Source organism: Aquitalea aquatilis, assembly GCF_005155025.1.
In the GTDB taxonomy this organism is placed as follows: Bacteria; Pseudomonadota; Gammaproteobacteria; order Burkholderiales; family Chromobacteriaceae; genus Aquitalea; species Aquitalea aquatilis.
On record NZ_CP039731.1, the window covers coordinates 2,415,534 to 2,436,906 of the forward strand.

A 21,373-nucleotide genomic window follows, 5' to 3' on the forward strand; every position below is an offset into this window, starting at 1 on the left:
TACTCCCGACTCCCCACTCTCTACTCCCGATGTTCAGCGTGTCTCGGCCATCAGTTCGCGGCCTATCAGCCAGCGGCGGATTTCACTGGTGCCTGCACCAATTTCGTACAGCTTGGCATCGCGCAGCAGACGGCCGGTGGCGTATTCATTGATATAGCCATTGCCGCCCAGGCACTGGATGGCGTCCAGCGCCATCTGGGTGGCGTTTTCGGCGGCATACAAAATCGCGCCAGCGGCGTCCTTGCGCGTCTGGCGGCCACTCTCACCCCGGTCCAGTGCCTGGCCGACGGCATAGACATAAGCGCGGCTGGCGGACAGCTTGACGTACATGTCGGCCAGCTTGCCCTGCATCAGCTGGAAGTCGCCAATGGCCTGGCCAAACTGTTTACGGTCGTTCAGATAGGGGACGACGATGTCCATGCAGGCCTGCATGATGCCCAGCGGGCCTGCCGCCAGTACGGCGCGTTCGTAATCCAGCCCGCTCATCAGCACCTTCACGCCATTGCCTTCGCCACCCAGCACGTTTTCGGCGGGGATTTCACAGTTGTCGAAGAACAGGGGATAGGTGTTGGAGCCGCGCATGCCCAGTTTGTCGAGCTTGCTGCCGTGGCTGAAACCGGCAAAGCCCTTTTCCACGATAAAGGCGGTCATGCCCTTGGGGCTGGCATTGATGTCGGTCTTGGCATATACCACCAGGGTGTCGGCATCGCCGCCATTGGTAATCCACATCTTGCTGCCATTCAGCACGTAGTGGTCGCCCTTTTTATCGGCCCGCAGCTTCATGCTGACCACGTCGGAACCGGCATTTGGTTCGGACATGGCCAGTGCGCCGACGTGCTCGCCGGAAATCAGCTTGGGCAGGTAGCGGGCTTTTTGTTCGGCATTGCCGTTTTTCTGGATCTGATTCACACACAGGTTGGAGTGTGCGCCGTAGGACAGGGCCACCGAGGCGGAGGCGCGGCTGAGTTCTTCCATCACCATCATGTGGGCCAGATAGCCCATATTGGCACCGCCGTATTCTTCTGCGGCGGTAATGCCCAAGAGGCCCATCTCGCCAAACTTGCGCCACAGATCGGCCGGGAACAGGTTGTCCTGATCGATTTGCGCGGCACGCGGGGCGATTTCGGCATCGGCAAAATCCTTCACGCTCTGGCGCAACATGTCGTAGGTGTCACCGTGGTCAAACCGCAGGCTGCTGTACATGGTGTTTCTCCTCGGGTGCCGGTCTTGGCGGCAAGGCCTGACAGGCTATTGTGAAGGTGGCGTTGATGATTTGAATATTGAATTACGCTTACGTAAACGTCAATACGATGCGGTAAAAAAACCTGCCACAGGGCAGGTGTTCAGGCCGGGCTATCGGACTTGGTGGTCATCTGGTCAATCACGCCACGGCAGTGCTGCTCCAGGGCGTCGATTTCCGCCAGTACCACATCGATATCGCGGCGTTGTTCTTCCAGCTGTTCGCGCCGTGCCACCAGCAGGTGCAAGAGCTTGAGCGACTGGCTGGCTTCGTCGCGCGCCAGATCGTACAGATCAATGATTTCGCGGATTTCAGACAGCGACAGGCCAATGCGCTTGCCACGCAGGATCAGGCGCAGGCGGGCGCGGTCGCGGCGGGTGAACACGCGCTGGCGGCCATCACGCTTGGGTTCGATCAGGCCTTGTTCCTCGTAGAAGCGGATGGTACGCAGGGTGACGTCAAAATCACGCGCGAGATCCGAAATGGTGAAGTGTTCTGCTTCTGTCATGGTGTCCGCTTTCAGTATTTGTACGGATTGTAGCGTTTTTCCCACGGCTTCTCATCATGAATGGCACATTACGTTTACGTAATCGTCAACTTGTGGGATTAATGCAAAAAAGACCTCTGCGCAGCGAGGCCACACTGCCGAACAGGGAAGCGGCTCCAACGGACAAAGAGACCACAACAAGGAGACAGTAGCAATGAAGCACGCCAGCTATGTGCACGGTGCCAGCCCGCAAGCGCTGATCGGGCAAACGATTGGCCAGTTGTTTGATGCTGCCAGCCAGCAATATGCCAGCCAGGACGCACTGGTCGTGCGGCACCAGGGCATACGCTGGAGCTATGCCGAATTGCGCCAGCAGGTAGACCGGCTGGCTTGCGGCCTGCTACGGCTGGGCTTGCAGCCGGGAGAACGCATCGGCATCTGGTCGCAGAATAATGCCGAATGGGTGCTGACCCAGTTTGCCACGGCCAAGGCCGGGCTGGTGCTGGTCAATATCAATCCGGCCTACCGCCGTTCCGAGCTGGAGTACGCCCTCAACAAGGTGGGCTGTCGCGCGGTGATTGCTTCGCCCAGCTTCAAGAGCAGCAACTACATTGAAATGCTGCAGGATCTGCTGCCAGAACTGGCCGACAGCCAGCCGGGCCAGCTCAAGGCTGCGCGCATGCCACAGCTGGAGTGGGTCATCCGCATGGGGCAGCAGGCCACGCCCGGCATGCTGGGTTTTGCCGATTTGCTGACCGAACCGACGCCGCACGAGCTGGCAGCCTTGCAGCAACTGGGCCAGAGCCTGCAATTCGATGATGCCATCAATATCCAGTTTACTTCCGGCACCACCGGCAGCCCCAAGGGGGCCACGCTGTCGCATCACAATATCCTGAACAATGCCTTTTTTGCCGGCCAGGCCATGCGTTTCAGCAGCACGGACCGGCTGTGCATCCCGGTGCCGCTCTACCACTGTTTCGGCATGGTGCTGGGCACGCTCACCTGCCTGACGCATGGCGCCTGCATGGTGTTTCCGGCAGAAAGTTTCGATGTGCTCAGCGTGCTGCATACCGTGCAGGAAGAGCGCTGCACCGCCCTGCATGGTGTGCCGACCATGTTCATCAGCCTGCTGGATCATCCGCAGTTTGCCGAATTCGATCTGTCCAGCCTGCGCAGCGGGGTGATGGCCGGCAGTCCCTGCCCGATTGAGGTGATGAAACGGGTCACCACGCTGATGCACATGGAGCAGGTGACCATAGGCTACGGCATGACCGAAACCAGCCCGCTCAGCTTCCAGAGCCGCGCCGATACGCCACTGGACCAGCGCGTAGCTACCGTGGGGCTGGTGCATCCGCATGTGGAGGTGAAGATTGTCGATAACGATGGCCGCATCGTGGCGCATGGAGAAACCGGCGAACTGTTGACCCGTGGCTATTCGGTGATGCTGGGTTACTGGGATGATCCGGCGAAAACCGCTGATTCCATCGACAAGGCAGGCTGGATGCACAGCGGCGATCTGGCGGTGATGGACGGGCAGGGCTATGTCAACATCGTCGGCCGGGTGAAAGACATGGTGATACGCGGTGGCGAAAACATCTATCCGCGTGAAGTGGAGGAGTTTTTCTATCGCCACCCGAAGATTCAGGAAGTGCAGGTGATTGGCGTACCGGATGACCGCTTTGGCGAAGAGCTGTGCGCCTGGATCAAGCTACGAGATGGTGAAACGGCCAGCGAAGACGATATGCGCGCCTTCTGTCAGGGCCAGATTGCCCATTACAAGATTCCGCGTTATATCGAGTTTGTTGACAGCTTTCCCATGACCATTACCGGCAAGATCCAGAAGTTTGTCATGCGCCAGCAAATGAAGGAAAAGCTGGGGCTGAGCGATACCCGCACGGCCTGATGGGAGATGGATCAAGCCTTGTGCGAAATGGCCCCGACGTGTCGGGGCTTTTTTCGATACAATGCGGCCAATTCATTCTGACCGCTAGGAGCGCACCATGACTGATATCGTATTCAATGACGCCGATCTGGCCCGGCTGGAACAGTTGCTGACGCCCTTGTCGATCAGTGGCAGTACCATGCGGCCCGACGAAGCCCAAGGCTTTTTCGCGGCATTGGCCAGCGGCCCGGATGCCCCGGAGCGCGCCATGTGGCTGGCCGAGGTGCTGGGTGATGCTCCTGCCTTTGACAAGCCGGAAGAAAAGGTCGAACTGGAAAACCTGCTGCAAAAGCTGTTCGACGTCACCGCGCATGTCCTGGCCGATGGCCGTGAGCTGGACCTTATCCTTTACGCCGACGATGACAGCGAGAGCGACGACGACGAAGCCGACTACTGGCCGTGGTGCAATGCCTATCTGTACGCGCTGGACGTGGTCGACACCGACTGGTTCGAAGCGGCCGACGATGAAGGTTTCGAAGACCTGCTGATGCCGATTCTGGTGCTGGGCGGCATGTTCGAGGAAGAAGAAGGCGAGGACCTGGTCACCTTTACCGACGAGGAAAAGGACGACTGCAAGGAACAGCTGCCGCAAGCACTGATCGCAGTCTTCAACTACTGGCGCGCCAAGGCTCAGGCACCGGAAACCGTGCGCCGTGAAGGTGACAAGGTTGGCCGCAACGACCCCTGCCCTTGTGGTAGCGGCAAGAAATACAAGGCTTGCTGCGGTAGCAACTAAGCCTGTCTGCCTCAAATGCAAAACCCGCATCAGCGACTGATGCGGGTTTTTTGTATTGATGACACGCCATGCAAAAAGCATGGCAGGCAGGAATGGTTTTGATTAGAATGAAAAACGAGAGTACGAGCTCTCTTTTTTTCATTCCTTTATTTATAAGCCCGGGTTTCCGGGCTTTTTTTTGTCTGGACTGCCCTGAGTAGCCGCTATCTGCTGCCAATAAAAAAACGGCCCCGCAGGGCCGTATCAGTGGAGTCGAACAAGCAATCAGAAGGCGAAGTGTTCCTCATCCAGCGCCATCAGCGGCGCGGCACCGCCCTTGATGCGGGCGAGCAGGGTGTGCACTTCCGGGAACAGTTTGGCCATGTAGAAGCGGCCGGTGGCAATCTTGGCCTGGTAGAAGGCGTCATCGCCCTGGCCCAGGCTGGCATGGGCCACTTCGGCCATGCGCGCCCACAGCCAGGCATAGCTCAGGTGGCCGATCAGGCGCAGGTAGTCGGTGGCAGCGGCACCGGCTTCGTCCTTGTTCTGCAGGCTGGCCATGCCGATGCCCATGGTCACTTCGCCGATATCCTTCATCAGTTTGGCAAGTGGTGCGATGTAGTCGGCCAGCTTGTCATTGCCTTCGTTGGCCTGGCAGAACTGGTGAATCTGCTTGGTAAACTTGCGCAGCTTCTGACCCTGATCCAGCAATACCTTGCGTCCCAGCAGGTCGATGGCCTGAATGCCGTTGGTGCCTTCGTAAATCTGCGAGATACGGCAATCGCGTACCAGTTGCTCCATGCCCCATTCACGAATGAAACCGTGTCCACCGAAAACCTGCATGCCCATATTGGCGGCTTCATAGCCATTGTCGGTCATGAAGGCTTTGGCCACCGGGGTGAGCAGGGCGACCAGATCGGCCGCATCCTGACGGGCTGCTGCATCCGGGTGCTTGTCCTCGATATCCAGCTGCAGGGCGAGTAAGGCAGTCAGTGCGCGGCCGGCTTCGGTATAGGCTTTCTGGGTCAGCAGCATGCGGCGCACGTCCGGATGCACGATGATGGGGTCGGCTGCCTTGTCCGGGCATTTGGCTCCGGTCAGTGCGCGCATTTGCAGGCGTTCACGGGCATAAGCCAGTGCACCCTGGAAGGACGCTTCGCCAATACCCAGGCCCTGCATGCCGCAGCCCAGACGCGCCGCGTTCATCATGGTGAACATGCAGGACAGGCCCTTGTTGGCTTCGCCAATCAGATAGCCGCGAGCACCATCCAGATTGATCACTGCCGTGGCATTGGCCTTGATGCCCATCTTGTGTTCCAGACTGCCGCAAGCCACCGGGTTACGGCTGCCATCGGCGTGGTACTTCGGCACGATGAACAGCGAAATCCCCTTCACGTCCTTGGGCGCATCCGGCAGACGGGCCAGCACCAGATGGATGATGTTGTCGGACATGTCGTGTTCGCCGGCCGAGATGAAAATCTTGGTGCCGGTAATGCTGTAGCTGCCATCGCCGTTTGGTTCGGCACGGGTTTTCAGCAGACCCAGGTCGGTGCCGCAGTGCGGTTCGGTCAGACACATGGTGCCGGTCCAACTGCCATCCACCAGGCGTGGCAGGTAGGTGGCTTTCTGTTCTTCGGTGCCATGAGCGTGGATGGCAGCATACGCACCATGCGACAGGCCGGGATACATCGACCAGGCCACATTGGACGAGCACTGCATTTCCATTACCGGGAAAGCCAGCGATTTGGGCATGCCCTGGCCACCGTAGGCCGGGTCACAGTCAAGTGCCGGAAAACCCAGCTCGCAATATTGCTTGTAGGCTTCCTTGAAACCCGGCGGGGTGGTGACGGCCTTGGTGCTGGGGTCGAACTGGCAGCCTTCTTCATCGGCCTGGCGGTTCAGCGGGGCCAGCTCGCTTTCGCAAAACTGGGCGGCGGCTTCCAGGTAGGAAGTAAAGATGTCCTGGGTGGCTTCCTCGTAGCCGGGCAGGGCGGGGATGATGTCCTGTACCTTGATCAGTTCGTTGAGCACAAAGTCAAAGTCACGCAGCGGGGCTTTGTATGCGGGCATGGGGTCTCTCCTGTTGGTTGCGCTGCCCGGGTTTTCCGGGTCGAATAGCTTGTATGAGCAGGGTAGGGCTGTGTTGCTCACTTAATTCAAACGCTTGTTTAATTTATTCCGTCGCGTTTGACAACTCCTTTTACCTGCACCCGCCTCGTGGTGTGGCATTACGACAACGGGAAGGTGGCTGGCCATGCGTTGCTTGCGAACAACAATCCGCCGTCTCAGCACTTACCGCCACCAGCTGCTGAGCCGGCCAGGCCTGGGCTGGCTGGGGCGCTGGCTGGACCAGCCGGCCTGCTGGGCCGTGCAACGACGCAAGGTGGCACAAGGCGTGGCACTTGGCCTGCTCACCGGCTTGCTTCCGGGGCCGCCGAAACGGCTGGCCACCCTGCTGCTGGCGCTGTGTCTGCGTGTCAATCTGCCAGCAGCCTTGCTGGCCACGCTATACAGCAATCCGCTTACCATCCTGCCGCTTTATTTTCTGGCTTATTCCTGTGGACTGCTGTTACTGGGTGACCCGGCTGCAGGTACAATGAGCCAGCCTCCAAGCTGGGAGGCCCTGTCGCTGCAGCAATGGGTCGTGCAACTGGTGCATTGGTTGCTGTCGCTGGGCTGGCCCTTGTTGCTTGGTCTGCTGGTCATGGGGCTGGGGCTGGCATTGTGCGGCTATGTCTTGGTGATGCTGGGCTGGCGCTGTGCCGTGGTTCGAAACTGGAAGAACAGAAAGGCAGCACGTGGATCTTGTTGAAAAGAAACTGCAGTCGGAGCTGGTGTATGAGGGTGGCTTTCTCAAGGTGCACAAGGACAAGGTACTGCTGCCGGATGAGTCGCATGCCAGCCGCGAGTACATTCTGCATCCCGGTGCCGTGGCTGTACTGGCGCTGACGCCAGACCGGCAACTGGTGCTGGAACGCCAGTACCGTTACCCGGCAGGCCGCGTGTTTGTGGAAATTCCCGCCGGCAAGATTGATCCCAACGAAGCCCCGGAGCAGACGGCCCGCCGCGAGCTGCTGGAAGAAACCGGTTACCAGGCCGCCAACTGGCGTTATCTGGGTACGGCCTATCCCTGCATCGGTTATTCCAACGAGCAGATCAGCTACTACCTGGCCGAAGGGCTGCAAGCCGGTGAACGGCAGCTGGACGAGGGGGAGTTTCTCGAAGTGCTGACCCTGCCGCTGGAGCAGGTGATGCAAATGGCGCTGTCCGGTGAAATCTGCGATAGCAAATCCATTGTCGGCCTGCACTGGCTGGCCGCCTATCTGGATGGGAGACTGCCTGGTGCCGCCGTTTGACCCCTATCATGAACGACGTGGTGCGCGCCGCTTGCAGATGGGTTGCAAGGCCCGCATCCGCTCGCTGCACACCGGCGAAACCCACTACGGCGAATGTGTCGACCTGTCGGTAGACGGCATGGCCTTTCGCTCTTCCTATGTACCGCAGCATGGCGAGCGGCTGTCGGTCATTGTGCTGGCACCTTCGCTGGGCGGGCTGCCGGGCAAGCCACTGGAAGCCGAGGTGGAAGTGCGCCGCTGCAATGAGGTCAAGCGTGGGCAGGTCTATGAAATCGGCACCCGCATTATCGAACGCAAGAGCTGAAACATCTGCTTGCAAATTGATACATTATTCCTGCTGGTCGATTTTACGGGTCGGTGTTTTGTAGGTGGTTGATTTAAAAGATTTATTTTTCAAAATGCAGAATGGAAATTTTTTCTCTTAGTTTTTTCTTTGATCATATCAAGATATTTCTCAATAAAATTCAGTGACTTAGCTGGCTAATGTGCCGAAAGTCCTGATTGCCACGCTTTTATTCTTGCTGTCCAGCGCATGTGCTATACCCAGAAAAAGAGAAGCTGAAAAACCAGTCAGTACTCTAATTTGCCAGGGGAATGCGGGTGCACCATGCACGCCGTGCGCGCCCCTGCAACCAGCCAGGAGAGAGCCATGCACCCGGACATCTTGAGCCACTACGCCTCCCGCTACGACAAGACGCGTGAAGAGGAATACACCATTCAGGAGTATCTGGAGATCTGCAAACGAGATCCAGCTGCTTATGCCACGGCTTCCGAGCGCATGCTGGCAGCCATTGGCGAACCGGAACAGGTGGATACTCGCCACGACCAGCGCCTGTCACGCATCTTTTCCAACAAGGTCATCAAGGTCTACCCCGCCTTCCGCGAGTTTTACGGCACCGAGGAAGTGATCGAGCAGGTGGTGGCCTATTTCCGCCATGCTGCCCAAGGGCTGGAAGAGAAGAAACAGATTCTCTACCTGCTGGGGCCGGTAGGCGGCGGCAAATCGTCGATTGCCGAAAAGCTGAAAGAGCTGATGGAGCAGGTGCCGTTTTATTGCCTCAAGGGCAGCCCGCTGAACGAGTCGCCGCTGGGCTTGTTCAATGTGGATGAGGACGGTGCCATTCTGGAAGAAGAATTCGGCATTCCGCGCCGCTATCTCAAGACCATTCCCAGCCCGTGGGCGGTGAAGCGGCTGCATGAATTCAATGGCGACATCGGCCAGTTCAAGGTGGTGAAGCGCTACCCGTCCGTGCTGCGGCAGATTGCCGTGGCCAAGACCGAGCCGGGTGACGAAAACAACCAGGACATTTCCTCGCTGGTGGGCAAGGTGGACATCCGCAAGCTGGAAAAATATGCCCAGGATGACCCGGATGCCTACAGCTACTCTGGCGGCCTCTGCCTGGCCAACCAGGGCCTGCTGGAATTCGTGGAAATGTTCAAGGCACCCATCAAGGTGCTGCACCCCTTGCTGACTGCCACCCAGGAAAGCAATTTCAAGGGCACGGAAGGCTTTGGTGCGATTCCATTTGATGGCATCGTACTGGCCCACTCCAACGAGTCGGAGTGGAAGCAGTTCCGCAACAACAAGAACAACGAGGCTTTCCTCGACCGTATCTACATCGTCAAGGTGCCGTACTGCCTGCGGGTGACCGAAGAGATCAAGATCTACGACAAGCTGATCCGCAACTCGTCCTTGGGCAATGCGCCCTGCGCACCGGGAACCCTGAAGATGATGGCGCAGTTTGCCATTCTGTCGCGGCTGAAAGAGACAGAAAACTCCAGCCTCTTCAGCAAGATGCAGGTGTACGACGGCGACAATCTGAAAGACACCGATCCCAAGGCCAAGTCGCTGCAGGAATACCGTGACTATGCCGGGGTGGACGAAGGCATGAACGGTCTGTCGACCCGCTTTGCCTACAAGATACTGTCCAAGGTGTTCAACTTCGACAACCAGGAAGTAGCCGCCAACCCGGTGCATCTCTTGTATGTGCTGGAACAGCAAGTGGAGCGGGAACAGTTCCCGGCCGAGCAGGAGCAGAAATACCTGACTTTCCTGAAGGAGTATCTGGCGCCCAAGTATGTCGAGTTCATCGGCAAGGAAATCCAGACTGCCTATCTGGAAAGCTACTCCGAGTACGGCCAGAACATTTTCGACCGCTATGTCACCTTCGCCGACTACTGGATTCAGGATCAGGAATACCGCGATCAGGACACCGGCGAAATCTTCGACCGCACCTCGCTCAATGGCGAGCTGGAAAAGATCGAGAAACCGGCCGGGATTTCCAATCCCAAGGACTTCCGCAACGAAATCGTCAACTTCGTGCTGCGGGCCCGAGCCAATAATGGTGGCAAGAACCCGACCTGGACCAGCTATGAAAAGCTGCGCACGGTAATCGAGAAGAAGATGTTCTCCAATACCGAAGAGCTGCTGCCGGTGATTTCCTTCAATGCCAAGGCCAGCGTGGAAGATGCCAAGAAGCACGAAGACTTCGTCAACCGCATGGTGGAAAAAGGCTATACCGCCAAGCAGGTTCGCCTGCTGTGCGAATGGTATCTGCGGGTACGCAAGTCCTCCTGAGCACGCGCCGGCCAGCGGGTTTCTGCCCGCCGGACCGGCACCGATTCTGGCCCGGACTGTCCAAACAGGATGGTCCGGCTTGGCCGGGTCGCATGCCGCGACCGTAGCAAAGGCTGGCGCCCGCAGACCAGCCGGGCCGCAGGAGACAACAGCGAGGTTGCCATGTCCCACATCATAGACAGACGCCTGAACGGCAAGAACAAGTCCGCGGTCAACCGCGAGCGTTTCTTGCGCCGTTTCAAGGCGCAGATCAAGGAAGCCGTTTCGCGTGCGGTGAAGGGGCGCAGTATCACCGATATCGAGAGCGGCGAGAAAGTCTCCATTCCGGTCAAGGATATTTCCGAGCCGGTATTTCATCATGGCCAGGGCGGGGTGCGCGAGCAGGTGCATCCGGGCAATGAAGAATTCATTCGGGGGGATCGTATTCAACGTCCGCAAGGCGGCGGTGGAGGTGGCGGTGGTGGCAAGGCCAGCCAGGATGGCGAGGGTGAGGACGACTTTGTGTTCGAGTTGTCGCGCGAAGAATTCCTCAATGTGTTTTTTGATGACCTGGCGCTGCCCAATCTGATCAAGACCCAGCTGATGGGCGTGGAAGAGCTCAAGCAGGTGCGGGCCGGCTACACCAATGACGGCACCCCGGCCAATATCAGCATCGTCCGTTCCTTGCGTGGTGCACTGGCGCGGCGTGTCGCCATGGCCGCGCCAACCCTGGCCAGCCTGGGCGAGGCCGAGGAAGACCTGGACCAGTTGCTGGAGTCGGATGACGAAAGCGCGCTGGAAGTGCGCGACCAGCGCAAGCGCATCCATATGCTGCGCGAGAAGCTGGCCAGCATCCCTTTTATCGACCCTTTCGATCTGCGCTACAACAACCGCATCAAGCAGCCCAAGCCCACCAGCCAGGCGGTGATGTTCTGCATCATGGATGTGTCCGGTTCGATGGACGAGCAGAAAAAAGACATGGCCAAGCGCTTCTTCATCTTGCTCTACCTGTTTTTGCAGCGTAACTACGACAAGATCGAAGTGGTGTTCATCCGCCATCACACCAGTGCGGTGGAGGTGAACGAGGAAGACTTCTTCCACTCGCGTGAAAGCGGGGGGACGGTGGTGTCCTCGGCGCTCAATCTGATGGCGGACATCGTCAAGAAGCGTTACAGCGGCAGCGAGTGGAATATTTATGCCGCCCAGGCTTCCGATGGCGACAACTGGGACAGCGACTCGGCCAATTGCGGCCGCATCATGGAAGAACAGCTGCTGCCCTATTGCCAGTATTTCGCCTACATCGAAATCACCGAGGGCGAGCCGCAAAACCTCTGGTACGAGTACCTCAAGGTCAAGGAACGCCAGCGGCATTTCGCCATGCAGAAAATCCGCTCGGCCTCCGATATTTATCCGGTATTCCGGGAGCTGTTCAAACGCCAGCCAGCCACGCGCGCCTGAGTGCCAGGGCCGGCCGCCAAGGGGAATGCAGCATGACACCCATTTCCACCGGGTCCGAATGGACCTTCGACCTGATCGAAGAATACGACCGCGCAATCCGCAAGATCGCAGTGGATGAATTCCAGCTGGACGTCTATCCCAATCAGCTGGAAGTGATTACCGCCGAACAGATGATGGATGCCTACTCCTCGGTCGGCATGCCGGTGAACTACCATCACTGGAGCTTCGGCAAGCACTTCGTTTCCACCGAAAAAAGCTACAAGCGTGGCCAGATGGGCTTGGCCTACGAAATCGTCATCAACTCCAGCCCCTGCATTGCCTATTTGATGGAAGAAAACTCCATGACCATGCAGGCGCTGGTGATTGCCCACGCCGCCTATGGTCACAACAGCTTCTTCAAGGGCAATTACCTGTTTCGTGCCTGGACCGACGCCTCGGCCATTGTCGACTATCTGGTATTTGCCAAGTCCTACATCAGCAAATGCGAGGAGCGCTATGGCATCGACGAGGTGGAGATGCTGCTGGATTCCTGCCATGCGCTGATGAACTATGGTGTGGATCGCTACAAGCGGCCGCAGAAGCTGTCACTGGCCGAGGAGCAGGCGCGGCAGGTGGAGCGCGAACAGTATCTGCAGATGCAGGTCAACGACCTGTGGCGCACCATTCCCAAGCGCGACAAGGACGATGCCAATCGCGAACCGCAACGTTTTCCGGCCGAGCCGCAGGAAAACCTGCTGTATTTCATCGAAAAATCCGCGCCCTTGCTGGAACCGTGGCAGCGCGAGCTGGTGCGCATCGTGCGCAAGGTGGCGCAGTATTTCTACCCGCAACGCCAGACTCAGGTGATGAACGAGGGCTGGGCCACGTTCTGGCACTACACCATTCTCAACCGCCTGTACGACAAGGGGCTGGTGACCGATGGCTTCATGATGGAGTTTTTGCAGAGCCACACCAATGTGGTGTATCAGCCGCCGGTGACGGCGCGCTGGTATAACGGCATCAACCCCTATGCCCTGGGTTTTTCCATGTACCAGGACATCAAGCGCATCTGCGAAGCGCCCACGGACGAGGACAAGGCCTGGTTTCCCGATCTGGCCGGTACCGACTGGCGCAGCTCGCTGGAATTCGCCATGAAGAACTTCAAGGACGAAAGCTTTATTTCACAATACCTTTCGCCCAAGCTGATTCGCGATTTCCGCATGTTCTCCATTCGTGACGACGACCATGAAGACAAGCTGGAAGTGTCGGCCATCCATGACGAAAGGGGCTATCGTGACATCCGCAGCAAGCTGGCCGAGCAATACAACCTGGGCTCGCGTGAGCCGAACATTCAGGTGTGGTCGGTCAATGTGCGGGGTGATCGCAGCCTGACCTTGCGCCATACCATGCACAATCGCCGTCCGCTGGACGAGGGCAGTGCGCAGGAAGTGCTCAAGCATGTGGGACGGCTGTGGGGCTTTGATGTCCGGCTGGAAAGCGCAGACAACGACGGTGCGGTCACGCAGAGCTTCGAGGTGAAATCCAGTCTGGAATTACAGCGGCTGTAGCGGATCAGCGCGTACCGTGCGGGACAAAGGCCCGGATGCTGGCATCCGGGCTGATCAATTCAGCCAGCCGGATGCCGTAAATGGCCTCCAGCCGCGCCTGCTGCATGATGTCGGCGGTGCGGCCAAAGGCGATGCTGCAGCCATCCTGCAGCAGCAAGACCCGGTCGGCATGGCGCAGCGCCAGGTTCAGGTCGTGTACCACCGCCACCACGCCGATGTGCAAGTCCTGCGCCAGCCGCCGCCATTGCGCCATCTGGCTGTCGGCAATGGCGAAGTCCAGCGCGGCCGTGGCCTCATCCAGCAATAAATAGCGTTCCGGCTGTGTGGATGCCAGTAGCTGGCACAGTGCGCGTGCCAGGTGGGCGCGCTGCGCCTCGCCCCCGGACAGGCTGTCGAGCCGGCGTTGCGCCAGTGCGCTGGTGTCGGTCAAGGCCAGCGCCTGTTCTATAGCTGCCGCCTGCTGGCCGGGAGCAGCAAAATAACTGCCGGCCGCGACCAGCTCGTTCACCCGCCAGCCGGATGGAGCAGCTGCCTGCTGCTCCACCACGGCGCGCAGGCTGGCCAGACGGGCCGGGCTCATGCCAGCCGTATCCTGCCCGCCCAGCCAGACGCTGCCGCTGTCGGGACGCAGATAGCCCGACATCAATTGCAGCAGGGTGCTCTTGCCCGCGCCGTTGGGGCCAAGGATGACGCACAACTCGCCGGGCACGGCCTGTAGCGAAACCTGCCATAACAGTCGCTTGCTGGCACGCTGCAAACATACCTGCTCCAGCTCAAGCACGGTTTGACTCCTGTTCTCGTCGTAACAGCCACAGAAAAAACGGGGCACCCAGCAGACTGGTGATGACGCCAACCGGCAATTCCGCAGGGGCCAGCAGGCTGCGTGCCAGCCAGTCGGCGCTGACCGTCAGCCAGGCACCCAGTAGTGGAGACGCCAGCAGCAGGCGGCGGGCGTCGCTGCCGGTCAACAGCCGGGTCAGATGCGGTGCCAGCAGGCCGACAAAGCCGATCATGCCGCAGCTGGATACCACCACGCCGGCGGCGATGGAGGCAAGGCAGACGACCAGCCATGCGCCACGGCGAATGTCAAAACCCAGATGAAACGCGGTGGCTTCACCCAGTTGCAGGGCATTGAGCAAGCGCCAGTGGCGGAACAAGCCCAGCCAGACCAGCGGCGTGGCCAGCAGCAACAGCCAGGCCTGCGGCCATTCAGCATTGGCGAAACTGCCCATCAGCCAGAAGGTGATGCTGCGCAGGGCACCATCCGGCAGGGTGGTGATCAACAGCGTCAGCAGACTGCCCAGCAAGGCTGCGATGGCCACGCCGGACAGGATCAGCCGGCTGCCATTGCCATTGGGCGAGGCCAGCAGGCGAATCAGCCACAGCGTCAGCAGACTGCCGGTAAAGCCGGCCAGCGAAACCGGCAAGATGCCGGCGCCCAGGCTGAGTGCCAGTGCGGCGGCCAGTGCCGCTCCGCTATAGATGCCCAGCAGGCCCGGTTCGGCCAAGGGATTGCGGAAGCGTGCCTGGATGGCGGCTCCGGCGCTGCTCAGCAGCATGCCGCTGCAGATGGCGACCAGCAGACGTGGCAGGCGTAGCTGCAGCAGTAGCTGCAGTTGCAGCGCCGGCAGTGTTTGATTGCCATGCAGCATGGCCCAGACAATGCCGCTGCCGTGCAATAGCGAAGCGAGGCAAGTCAGTAGCAGGGCAGCCAGCAGGCACTGGCAGAGCAGGGAGAGGCGGATCATCAGCAGGGGAAGGGAGCCAGCCGGGCGGCCGGCTCCCGCAGGCCTTAACGCAGGCCCAGTACGTCTTGCATGTCGAACAGGCCGGAGGGCTTGGCCGACAGCCATTTGGCGGCGCGCACGGCACCGTTGGCAAAGGTGGCACGGCTGGACGCCTTGTGGGTGATTTCCACCCGTTCGCCCAGGGTGGCGAACAATACGGTATGGTCGCCCACCACATCGCCGGCCCGCACGGTGGCAAAGCCAATGGTGTTCGGGTCGCGCTCGCCGGTCACACCTTCGCGGCCATACACCGCACATTCCTTGAGGTCGCGGCCCAGGGCATCGGCAATCACTTCGCCCATGCGCAGTGCGGTGCCGGACGGGGCATCCACCTTGAAGCGGTGGTGTGCCTCGGTGATTTCGATATCGTAGCCTTCGTTCAGCACCCGCGCGGCCATGTCCAGCAGTTTGAAGGTGAGGTTCACCCCGACGCTGAAGTTGGAGGCAAACACGATGCCGATTTTCTCGGCCGCCGCCTTGATGGCAGCCTTGCCAGCATCGTCAAAACCAGTCGTGCCGATGATCATCTGCACCTTGTGCTGCTGGCACTGTTGCAGATAATCAAGCGTGGCTTCCGGGCGGGTAAAGTCGATGACCACATCCGCACCAGACAGGGCCGCAGCGAAATCGCTGGAAATCTTGACCCCGGTCTGCTGACCAATGAACAGGCCGGCATCCTGACCGATAAAGTCGGAAGCGGCACGATCAATGGCAGCATGCAAACGAGCGCCGGGGGTAGCCAGTACGGATTCGATCAGCGTGCGGCCCATGCGGCCGGCAGCACCGACGATGACGATATTCAGTTCACTCATTGCTTGGGGGCTTCCTGGGCGGGGGCAGAGGCATCAAGCGGCAGAATGGCGCGCTCGGCCGGCTGTGCGGTGCCTTCTACCCGCACCATGGTGTCGCCTTCAAAGAAAACGGTCAGCAGCTTCTTGTCGACCAGCTTGCCCTGCTTGCTATCCTGATACGGATAGTCCCAGCGGTTGTTGTGGAAGGAATCGGTCAGCAAGGGAGTGCCCAGCAGGAAACGTACCTGGGAGCGGGTCATGCCGGGCTTCAGTTTGGCCACGGCATCTTCGGTGACATAATTGCCTTGCTGGATTTCCATCTTGTGGGGGGTAATCCAGTTGATGGGATTCATGGAGGTGCAGCCGGAGAGGGCGATGACGGCAGCGATGATCAGGGCGCGCATGAGACTCCGATGGGCTGAGGATTATATTTAACTGGCGGTGTTAGGCAAAGCCGGAAAAAGGCTTTATCATGCTTCAAAAATCGACCTAATTTATATCACGATGAGCAAAGCCAGTCACCTTAAAGATATCGGCCTCAAAGCCACCGGCCCGCGTCTGAAAATTCTCGACCTGTTCGAGATGACCGACGATCGCCACCTGTCGGCCGAAGATGTCTATCGCAAACTGCTGGCCGAGAATATCGACATCGGTCTGGCCACCATTTACCGCGTGCTCACCCAGTTCGAGCAGGCCGGTATTCTGGTACGCCACCATTTCGAATCCGGCAAGGCCGTGTACGAGCTCAACCAGGGTGGTCACCACGACCACATGGTGTGCGTGAAGTGCGGCAGCGTGATGGAATTCTTCGATCCTGAAATCGAGGCCTTGCAGGATCGCATCGCCGAGCAGCACGGCTTTCGCATTGCCGAGCATGCGCTGTATCTGTACGGCGAATGCCTGAGCTGCCAGGGCAAAACCGGCAGCAAGTAATGATTCCCTGGCTCGGACACGAGCTGGTTTTTCCTCCGGTTCGCAGCGCACTGGCCGAACCGGACGGTTTGTTGGCTGCTGGTGGCGACCTGTCGCCGGCGCGCCTGCTGCTGGGGTACTCCCAGGGCATCTTCCCGTGGTTTTCCGCAGGCGAACCCATTTTGTGGTGGTCGCCTTCTCAGCGCATGGTGCTGTTCCCGCCGCAGCTACGCGTCAGCCGTTCGCTGGACAAGACGCTGCGCAATCGCCACTACCGGGTGACGCTGGACACCGCTTTCCGACAAGTGATGGAGGCCTGTGCCGCACCGCGCGCCGGGGCTGCCGGTACCTGGATCATCCAGCCCATGGTGGAAGCCTACTGTCGTCTGCATCAGCTCGGGGCGGCACATTCTTTCGAGGTATGGATGGATGGCGAACTGGTGGGCGGGCTGTATGGCGTGGCGCTGGGGCGGATGTTCTATGGCGAATCGATGTTTTCCCACCGTACTGACGCCTCCAAAATCGCCTTTGTCCACATGGCTCGCCACTTGCAGGCGCAGGGCGTGGACATGATTGACTGCCAGATGCATACCCCGCATCTGGCCAGCCTGGGCGCAACGCTGATTCCAAGGGCCGAATTTATTGCTACTCTGAAGAACAAGACGCTTGAACCCCAGGCGGACAGCATGTGGAACTATTGTTTCGACCATGAGCCATCGTGATGCCGGACCGGCGGTTGCCATTCATTTTTATGCCACCGCCCCCTATGCCTGCAGTTATCTGGACGGTCGCCAGGCGCGCTCGCAGGTAGCCATTCCTGCCGAAGCCATTGATGCCGCGGTTTACAGCCAGCTGGTCCGGCTGGGTTTTCGCCGCAGTGGTCTGTATACCTACCGGCCTTATTGCGATAGTTGCCAGGCCTGCGTGCCGGTGCGGCTTCCGGTAGCGGCCTTCACGCCCAACCGCAGTCAGCGGCGCAGCTGGAAGCGCTTGCAGGACATGGAGGTGCGGCTGTTGCCGCTGGAGTTCCGCCAGGATCATTACCAGCTGTACCACGACTATCAGCAGTCACGCCATGCCGGGGGCGGCATGGCCGAGGATAATGTGCAGCAGTATTCCGAGTTCATTCTCAAAAGCGGCGTGGATAGCCTACTGGCCGAGTTCCGGCTGGATGGCGAGCTGAAAATGGTCAGCCTGATCGACCGGCTGGCCGACGGCCTGTCGGCGGTGTACACCTTTTATGATCCGCAGGATGCCCAGGCAGGCTATGGCGTATTCAATGTGCTATGGCAGGTGGAGCTGGCGCGGGCCTGGCAGCTGCCCTATCTATATCTGGGCTACTGGATTGCCGATTGCCGCAAGATGGCTTACAAGTCGCAGTATCGGCCACTGGAGCATTTGCAGGACGGGCGCTGGGTGCCGGCAGCATCGGGAGAGTGAGGGGGCAGGCATGCAAAACAGGCTGACATGGTCAGCCTGTTTTGCATGCCGGCTACTGACCAGGTGTGATCAGTAAGGTACCACCCGGTCGTCACCGCCACCGCTCAGCAGGCGTACACGCTGGCCTGCGCTCAGCGGGATGTCGGCATCCTGCACGATGGAAACCATGCGGCCACTGCCGTCCAGTTTGACAGTCACTTCTAGTGCATTCTTGCTACCCATGCTGCGCTGGGCTGCCTGGGTGCCGAAACCACCGGCCAGTGCGCCGATGATACCACCGGCGATGGCACCCTTGCCGCCGCCGACATTGCTGCCGGCCAAGCCGCCAAGAGCCGCGCCGCCCAGTGTCAGCAGCTCATTGTTCTGGCCTTCCATCTTGACGTTGTTGACCGACACCACGGTGCCCAGTTGTACGCTCTGCGCCTGGCGCATTTGCCCCTTGGAGTAGACGGCGGCGGAATCGGAGGTGGCGCAGCCGGAAAGCAGGCCCAGCGACAGGCTGCCAAGCATTACAAGGCGAGTCATCTTGTTGAACATATATCCTCCCTGGGATGTCAATTGCGGGTTTGTTGTTGCAGGTGGCGGGCGATGGCCTGGCTGCACTGCGCGATCAGCGGTGGTCCCTGATAGATCAGGCCGCTGTACAGCTGTACCAGTGTGGCACCGGCTTGCAGCTTTTCTACTGCATCTTCGCCACTGAGAATGCCGCCTACCCCTATGATGGGCAGGCTGCCGTCTAGTTCACGCGCCAGCTTGCGGATCAGCGCGGTGGAGCGTTCCCGTACCGGTGCGCCGGACAGGCCGCCTGCTTCGTCCTGCAGCGGGTGGCCGGCAATCTCTACCCGCGACAGCGTGGTATTGGTGGCGATGACGCCATCAATCTTGTTGACGGTCAGCAGACGGGCGATGTCGGCAATCTGTTCGTCGTCCAGGTCCGGAGCGATCTTCACCGCCAGCGGCACATAGCGACCATGTTGGTCGGCCAACTGCTGCTGGCGGGTCTTGAGAGCAGCCAGCAGGCGCGACAGCTCGTCGCCTTGCTGCAACTGGCGCAGGTTCTTGGTATTGGGCGAGGAGATATTGACCGTGATGTAGCTGGCGTAGGCATAGACCTTGTCCAGGCAGATCAGGTAGTCATCCACCGCGTTTTCAATCGGAGTAACTGCGTTTTTGCCGATATTGATGCCCAGCACGCCGTTGAAACGGCAGTTGCGCACATTGTCGAGCAATACATTGACGCCACGGTTGTTGAAACCCATGCGATTGATGATGCCCTGATGTTCCGGCACGCGGAACAGGCGTGGCTTGGGGTTGCCATCCTGTGGGCGTGGGGTGATGGTGCCGATTTCCAGAAAGCCGAAGCCCAGCGCCGCCAGCGCGTCGATATGGTCGCCATTCTTGTCCAGGCCGGCAGCCAGACCAACCGCATTGGGAAAAGTCAGACCCATGGCCTTGACCGGCGCCCGGCTGACCGCCGGAACAGCCAGGCCAAGCAGGCGCAGTTTGTGCGCCTTGTCCAGCAGCTGCAGGGTTTGTTCGTGGGCGGTTTCTGCGTCAAATCTGAACAGCAGAGGGCGCAGAAGCGGGTAGAGCATGAGCGTCTCCGGAATGAATTTGCCCGCTAGTATAACCGGGCAATGGCCCTGAGCCGAAGCACCATGGTCAAATCCACGCCCGCTTACGCTGCTTCAGAGTATCTGGCAGGCTTCGTCAAAACCAAAGCGCGGTGCGCGCGCATGCAGCTTGCCGGCCTCGCCATAGCCCAGGTTGATCAGGAAATTGGACTGGCAGCGGCCATCAGCAAAAAACTCGCCATTCACCCCGGCATTGTCAAAACCCGACATCGGGCCGCAGTCCAATCCCAGCGAACGTGCCGCCATGATCAGGTAGGCACCTTGCAAGGTGCTGTTGCGGGCGGCGGTGGCGGCAATGGCGGCATCGTTGCCTTCAAACCAGCTCTTGGCGTCGGCATGTGGAAACAGCCGTGGCAAGTGCTCATAAAATTGCATGTCTTGCGCCACGATCACGCACACCGGAGCGGCCATGGTCTTCTCTACATTGCCTTCCATCAGGAAGGGGCGCAGCCTTTCCTTGGCCGCCGGGGTCTTGAGGAAAACGAAGCGGGCTGGCGAGCAGTTGGCGCTGGTGGGGCAGAGCTTGAGCAGGTCAAACAGCTGATGCAGGGTGTCATCGCTCACCGGGCGTTGCTGCCAGTGGCTGTGACTGCGGGCATTGTGAAACAGCTGTTCCAGCGCAGTGGCGGATAGCGGGGTGGTCATGGGCTCCTCCTGATTGTTATGGTACGGGCGTCTGACTATTTGCCGGCCGGAACGGCTGCCGGGGCAGGGGTGGTGGACGGTTGCGATGGCAGCACTTCGGCCTCGTTCTGGTCTTCAGCCAAAACGGTAATGGACACGCGGCGGTTGGTGGCGCGGCCATCTGGCGTGGTGTTGTCGGCCACCGGCAGGTTTTCTCCCCGTCCTACGGCGACCAGTCTTGCCGGGCTGATGCCGCTTTCCTGGAATAGTCGCACTACGCTGCCAGCGCGGGCGGCAGACAGTTCCCAGTTGGACGGATAAGTGGAGGTCTTGATGGGGACGTTGTCGGTAAAGCCTTCCACCCGGATCTGGTTATCCACCTTGGACAGCAGGGCGGCCATGCCGGACATGATCTGGCGCGACTGGTCGTTGGGTGCAGCCTGACCCACCGGAAACAGCGCCGTATCGCGGATGTCGACGGTGATGCCCTTGGGGCTCTGGGTGATGTTGACCTGCCCGCCCTTGACCAGCGGGTCCATCACCTTGGCCAGATCCGCTGCCAGCGAGCCGAGTTTGGGATTCGGTTCGACATGGTGGTCCCCCGTGATGGCCTTGGCAATCGGCTTGGTCTGGGGGATTTCTATCATGGTATTGGCCCCACCGCTGGGCGGGGTGGTATTGATATTGATGGTGGAGCCACTGCGAAAGGCATCGACGATGGCCGAGGACAGTACCCGGTACTTGCCCTCGTTGACCGAGGAAATGGCGTACATCACCACGAAAAAGGCGAACAGCAGGGTGATGAAGTCGGCATAGGACACCAGCCAGCGTTCATGGTTTTCGTGCTCTTCTTCCTGACGGCGGCGTCTGCTTGCCATGTGTG

Annotated in this window: 21 protein-coding genes and 1 pseudogene; 11 read left to right on the forward strand and 11 right to left on the reverse strand. The window is 59.6% G+C overall.

Features of this window, described 5'->3' with window-relative positions; all coding sequences use genetic code 11:
* Window positions 1–33: 33 nt before the first annotated feature.
* Complete coding sequence (locus FAZ30_RS11315; RefSeq protein ID WP_124641185.1) at window positions 34–1,203, reverse strand: isovaleryl-CoA dehydrogenase; 1,170 nt, start codon at window positions 1,201–1,203, stop codon at window positions 34–36.
* Between the two features lie 140 nt (window positions 1,204–1,343).
* Window positions 1,344–1,748, reverse strand: coding sequence for a MerR family transcriptional regulator (locus FAZ30_RS11320; RefSeq protein WP_124641186.1), 405 nt, complete (start codon window positions 1,746–1,748; stop codon window positions 1,344–1,346).
* A gap of 193 nt (window positions 1,749–1,941) precedes the next feature.
* Here FAZ30_RS11320 and FAZ30_RS11325 point away from each other — a divergent pair, with 193 nt between their 5' ends.
* On the forward strand, window positions 1,942–3,630 hold the full coding sequence (locus FAZ30_RS11325) for an AMP-binding protein (protein WP_124641188.1): 1,689 nt from the start codon (window positions 1,942–1,944) through the stop codon (window positions 3,628–3,630).
* A gap of 97 nt (window positions 3,631–3,727) precedes the next feature.
* A complete protein-coding gene (locus tag FAZ30_RS11330; protein WP_124641190.1) occupies window positions 3,728–4,405 on the forward strand; it encodes a YecA/YgfB family protein in 678 nt (225 codons plus the stop codon).
* A gap of 264 nt (window positions 4,406–4,669) precedes the next feature.
* On the opposite strand, the gene FAZ30_RS11335 is transcribed toward FAZ30_RS11330, so the two are convergent.
* Window positions 4,670–6,454 carry an acyl-CoA dehydrogenase C-terminal domain-containing protein gene (locus tag FAZ30_RS11335; protein WP_124641192.1) on the reverse strand — a complete coding sequence of 595 codons (1,785 nt, stop codon included), beginning with the start codon at window positions 6,452–6,454 and terminating at the stop codon, window positions 4,670–4,672.
* Between the two features lie 184 nt (window positions 6,455–6,638).
* Between FAZ30_RS11335 and FAZ30_RS11340 the strand changes: the two genes are divergently transcribed.
* From FAZ30_RS11340 to FAZ30_RS11365, 6 genes are all read left to right on the forward strand, one after another.
* Window positions 6,639–7,196, forward strand: coding sequence for a DUF2062 domain-containing protein (locus tag FAZ30_RS11340; RefSeq protein WP_124641194.1), 558 nt, complete (start codon window positions 6,639–6,641; stop codon window positions 7,194–7,196).
* Complete coding sequence (locus tag FAZ30_RS11345) at window positions 7,183–7,740, forward strand: NUDIX domain-containing protein (RefSeq protein ID WP_124641196.1); 558 nt, start codon at window positions 7,183–7,185, stop codon at window positions 7,738–7,740. Before FAZ30_RS11340 ends, FAZ30_RS11345 begins: the two co-directional genes overlap by 14 nt.
* Window positions 7,727–8,044, forward strand: a complete 318-nt coding sequence (locus tag FAZ30_RS11350) for a PilZ domain-containing protein (protein ID WP_233578255.1) — start codon at window positions 7,727–7,729, stop codon at window positions 8,042–8,044. Before FAZ30_RS11345 ends, FAZ30_RS11350 begins: the two co-directional genes overlap by 14 nt.
* A gap of 345 nt (window positions 8,045–8,389) precedes the next feature.
* Window positions 8,390–10,318 (forward strand): PrkA family serine protein kinase, encoded by a 1,929-nt coding sequence (locus FAZ30_RS11355; protein ID WP_124641200.1) that lies wholly within the window; start codon window positions 8,390–8,392, stop codon window positions 10,316–10,318.
* A gap of 162 nt (window positions 10,319–10,480) precedes the next feature.
* On the forward strand, window positions 10,481–11,755 hold the full coding sequence (locus FAZ30_RS11360) for a YeaH/YhbH family protein (protein ID WP_124641202.1): 1,275 nt from the start codon (window positions 10,481–10,483) through the stop codon (window positions 11,753–11,755).
* Between the two features lie 32 nt (window positions 11,756–11,787).
* Window positions 11,788–13,302, forward strand: coding sequence for a SpoVR family protein (locus FAZ30_RS11365; RefSeq protein ID WP_124641204.1), 1,515 nt, complete (start codon window positions 11,788–11,790; stop codon window positions 13,300–13,302).
* A 4-nt stretch (window positions 13,303–13,306) separates the two neighbouring features.
* On the opposite strand, the pseudogene FAZ30_RS11370 reads toward FAZ30_RS11365, so the two are convergent.
* The 4 genes and pseudogenes from FAZ30_RS11370 to FAZ30_RS11385 all read right to left on the reverse strand — a co-directional run.
* Window positions 13,307–14,023: pseudogene (locus FAZ30_RS11370) on the reverse strand (ABC transporter ATP-binding protein); the annotation flags it as partial.
* Between the two features lie 52 nt (window positions 14,024–14,075).
* The gene (locus FAZ30_RS11375) at window positions 14,076–15,050 is read right to left on the reverse strand and encodes a FecCD family ABC transporter permease (protein ID WP_158613534.1); all 975 of its coding nucleotides are present in this window, start codon (window positions 15,048–15,050) and stop codon (window positions 14,076–14,078) included.
* A gap of 44 nt (window positions 15,051–15,094) precedes the next feature.
* The gene (dapB, locus tag FAZ30_RS11380; protein WP_124641210.1) at window positions 15,095–15,901 is read right to left on the reverse strand and encodes a 4-hydroxy-tetrahydrodipicolinate reductase; all 807 of its coding nucleotides are present in this window, start codon (window positions 15,899–15,901) and stop codon (window positions 15,095–15,097) included.
* Window positions 15,898–16,284: an outer membrane protein assembly factor BamE gene (locus FAZ30_RS11385; RefSeq protein ID WP_124641212.1), complete on the reverse strand. Its 387-nt coding sequence runs from the start codon at window positions 16,282–16,284 to the stop codon at window positions 15,898–15,900. Before FAZ30_RS11385 ends, dapB begins: the two co-directional genes overlap by 4 nt.
* Before the next feature lie 100 nt (window positions 16,285–16,384).
* On the opposite strand from FAZ30_RS11385, the gene fur reads away from it, so the two are divergent.
* From fur to FAZ30_RS11400, 3 genes are read left to right on the forward strand one after another with little or no spacing between them, the layout of a single operon-like run.
* Window positions 16,385–16,813 (forward strand): ferric iron uptake transcriptional regulator, encoded by a 429-nt coding sequence (gene fur, locus FAZ30_RS11390; RefSeq protein WP_059286148.1) that lies wholly within the window; start codon window positions 16,385–16,387, stop codon window positions 16,811–16,813.
* Window positions 16,813–17,514: a leucyl/phenylalanyl-tRNA--protein transferase gene (gene aat, locus FAZ30_RS11395; protein WP_124641214.1), complete on the forward strand. Its 702-nt coding sequence runs from the start codon at window positions 16,813–16,815 to the stop codon at window positions 17,512–17,514. Before fur ends, aat begins: the two co-directional genes overlap by 1 nt.
* Window positions 17,501–18,232 (forward strand): arginyltransferase, encoded by a 732-nt coding sequence (locus FAZ30_RS11400; RefSeq protein ID WP_124641216.1) that lies wholly within the window; start codon window positions 17,501–17,503, stop codon window positions 18,230–18,232. The genes aat and FAZ30_RS11400 overlap by 14 nt, the downstream gene beginning before the upstream one ends.
* 69 nt (window positions 18,233–18,301) lie before the next feature.
* On the opposite strand, the gene FAZ30_RS11405 is transcribed toward FAZ30_RS11400, so the two are convergent.
* The 4 genes from FAZ30_RS11405 to motD form a co-directional block, all read right to left on the reverse strand.
* On the reverse strand, window positions 18,302–18,757 hold the full coding sequence (locus FAZ30_RS11405) for an outer membrane lipoprotein (protein WP_233578258.1): 456 nt from the start codon (window positions 18,755–18,757) through the stop codon (window positions 18,302–18,304).
* 29 nt (window positions 18,758–18,786) lie between these two features.
* Window positions 18,787–19,827, reverse strand: coding sequence for a quinone-dependent dihydroorotate dehydrogenase (locus FAZ30_RS11410; RefSeq protein WP_137009440.1), 1,041 nt, complete (start codon window positions 19,825–19,827; stop codon window positions 18,787–18,789).
* Between the two features lie 93 nt (window positions 19,828–19,920).
* Entirely contained in the window at window positions 19,921–20,511 is a 591-nt protein-coding gene (locus FAZ30_RS11415; RefSeq protein ID WP_137009441.1) for a malonic semialdehyde reductase, read from the reverse strand.
* A 35-nt stretch (window positions 20,512–20,546) separates the two neighbouring features.
* On the reverse strand, window positions 20,547–21,368 hold the full coding sequence (gene motD / locus FAZ30_RS11420; protein WP_124641222.1) for a flagellar motor protein MotD: 822 nt from the start codon (window positions 21,366–21,368) through the stop codon (window positions 20,547–20,549).
* Window positions 21,369–21,373: the final 5 nt, after the last annotated feature.

Excerpts from the sequence above, each read along its gene's own strand:
- dapB (WP_124641210.1), bottom strand. The coding sequence starts at position 15,901 with ATGAGTGAACTGAATATCGTCATCGTCGGTGCTGCCGGCCGCATGGGC.
- aat (WP_124641214.1), top strand. The coding sequence starts at position 16,813 with ATGATTCCCTGGCTCGGACACGAGCTGGTTTTTCCTCCGGTTCGCAGC.
- FAZ30_RS11340 (WP_124641194.1), top strand. The coding sequence starts at position 6,639 with ATGCGTTGCTTGCGAACAACAATCCGCCGTCTCAGCACTTACCGCCAC.
- FAZ30_RS11320 (WP_124641186.1), bottom strand. The coding sequence starts at position 1,748 with ATGACAGAAGCAGAACACTTCACCATTTCGGATCTCGCGCGTGATTTT.
- FAZ30_RS11405 (WP_233578258.1), bottom strand. The coding sequence starts at position 18,757 with ATGACTCGCCTTGTAATGCTTGGCAGCCTGTCGCTGGGCCTGCTTTCC.
- FAZ30_RS11315 (WP_124641185.1), bottom strand. The coding sequence starts at position 1,203 with ATGTACAGCAGCCTGCGGTTTGACCACGGTGACACCTACGACATGTTG.
- FAZ30_RS11335 (WP_124641192.1), bottom strand. The coding sequence starts at position 6,454 with ATGCCCGCATACAAAGCCCCGCTGCGTGACTTTGACTTTGTGCTCAAC.
- FAZ30_RS11330 (WP_124641190.1), top strand. The coding sequence starts at position 3,728 with ATGACTGATATCGTATTCAATGACGCCGATCTGGCCCGGCTGGAACAG.
- motD (WP_124641222.1), bottom strand. The coding sequence starts at position 21,368 with ATGGCAAGCAGACGCCGCCGTCAGGAAGAAGAGCACGAAAACCATGAA.
- fur (WP_059286148.1), top strand. The coding sequence starts at position 16,385 with ATGAGCAAAGCCAGTCACCTTAAAGATATCGGCCTCAAAGCCACCGGC.
- FAZ30_RS11375 (WP_158613534.1), bottom strand. The coding sequence starts at position 15,050 with ATGATCCGCCTCTCCCTGCTCTGCCAGTGCCTGCTGGCTGCCCTGCTA.
- FAZ30_RS11415 (WP_137009441.1), bottom strand. The coding sequence starts at position 20,511 with ATGACCACCCCGCTATCCGCCACTGCGCTGGAACAGCTGTTTCACAAT.
- FAZ30_RS11325 (WP_124641188.1), top strand. The coding sequence starts at position 1,942 with ATGAAGCACGCCAGCTATGTGCACGGTGCCAGCCCGCAAGCGCTGATC.
- FAZ30_RS11400 (WP_124641216.1), top strand. The coding sequence starts at position 17,501 with ATGAGCCATCGTGATGCCGGACCGGCGGTTGCCATTCATTTTTATGCC.
- FAZ30_RS11360 (WP_124641202.1), top strand. The coding sequence starts at position 10,481 with ATGTCCCACATCATAGACAGACGCCTGAACGGCAAGAACAAGTCCGCG.
- FAZ30_RS11410 (WP_137009440.1), bottom strand. The coding sequence starts at position 19,827 with ATGCTCTACCCGCTTCTGCGCCCTCTGCTGTTCAGATTTGACGCAGAA.
- FAZ30_RS11385 (WP_124641212.1), bottom strand. The coding sequence starts at position 16,284 with ATGCGCGCCCTGATCATCGCTGCCGTCATCGCCCTCTCCGGCTGCACC.
- FAZ30_RS11355 (WP_124641200.1), top strand. The coding sequence starts at position 8,390 with ATGCACCCGGACATCTTGAGCCACTACGCCTCCCGCTACGACAAGACG.
- FAZ30_RS11365 (WP_124641204.1), top strand. The coding sequence starts at position 11,788 with ATGACACCCATTTCCACCGGGTCCGAATGGACCTTCGACCTGATCGAA.